Source organism: Clostridium sp. (assembly GCF_030532265.1).
Lineage (GTDB): Bacteria > Bacillota > Clostridia > Clostridiales > Clostridiaceae > Clostridium.
Map to the genome: position 1 here is coordinate 1 of NZ_JAUNLM010000004.1, position 1,154 is coordinate 1,154.

The window sequence follows — 1,154 nt, forward strand, 5'->3', positions numbered from 1 at the left end:
AGCACCTGCCTTGCACGCAGGGGGTCAGGAGTTCGAATCTCCTTACCTCCACCAATTTTAAGATGTTCATTAGAACATCTTTTTTTACTTTTAAAAAGAATTAAATAAATTTATAAACAAATACTATAAAAATTGTGGATATTTTTATTTAAAAAGACAAAAATCTGTGGATAAATTTTAAATAATGAAGAAATTTCGTAATAAATATTTTGAAAAAATAATTTACGTTGTTAATTTATAAGTATATTGGTAAAATTAAATAGTATAATAAATTACTTATCTAAAAAGGAGAAGATAATATGGAAAACAAAATATTAGCAACAGTTGGTTCAGAAGAAATAACTGAAAAGGATTTAAATGATATAATTTCAAAATATCCAGAAGATAGAAGATCAATGTTTGAAAATGAAAATGGAAGAAAGCAATTATTAGAGCAAATAATATCTTTTGAATTATTTAATAATTTAGGAAAAGAATTAAAGTTAAATGAAACTGATGAATATAAAGAAACTGTTGAGCGTTTAGCTAAAGAAATATTAACTCAAATGACTATTTCAAAGGTATTAGCTGATGTAACAGTTACAGATGAAGAAGCAAAGGAATTCTATGAAGCAAATAAAGAAAGATTTGAAGAACAACCTACAGTTTCAGCTAAACATATTTTAGTTGACAATGAAGGGGATGCTATAAAGATTAAAGAAGAAATCGATAATGGAATGACTTTTGAAGAAGCTGCAAGCAAGTATTCAAGCTGTCCATCAAAAGAGCAAGGTGGAAATCTTGGAGCGTTTGGTAGAGGTATGATGGTTCCTGAATTCGAAAAAGCTGCATTTGAAGCAGAAGTAGGAAAAGTGACAGAGCCAGTACAAACTCAATTTGGATATCATTTAATATTAGTTGAATCTAAGAATGATGCTAAAGTTAGACCTTTTGAAGAAGTTAAGGATGGAGTTGTTCAACAATTACTTCAAGAAAGACAACAAAGAAAATACTTAGATGTATTAAAAGAATTAGAAGGAAAATATGGCGTTACTAGAAAATAATAAGTACACATATATGTAAAGGGAATTTTCGAAAGAGAATTCCCTTTTTGTGTACCTATATTTAAAAATTAAATTTTATAGATTTTTTATTCTAATAATAATTTTTTATAT

The 1,154-nt window shown here is 26.9% G+C and carries 1 protein-coding gene; it reads left to right on the forward strand.

The genetic code is table 11. The features are described from left to right. Window positions 1-299 precede the first annotated feature (299 nt). Entirely contained in the window at window positions 300-1,043 is a 744-nt protein-coding gene (locus Q4E08_RS02060; RefSeq protein WP_303127682.1) for a peptidylprolyl isomerase, read from the forward strand. The last annotated feature ends 111 nt before the right edge of the window (window positions 1,044-1,154 follow it).

Coding starts and splice junctions, on each gene's coding strand:
- Q4E08_RS02060 (WP_303127682.1), top strand. CDS start 300: ATGGAAAACAAAATATTAGCAACAGTTGGTTCAGAAGAAATAACTGAA.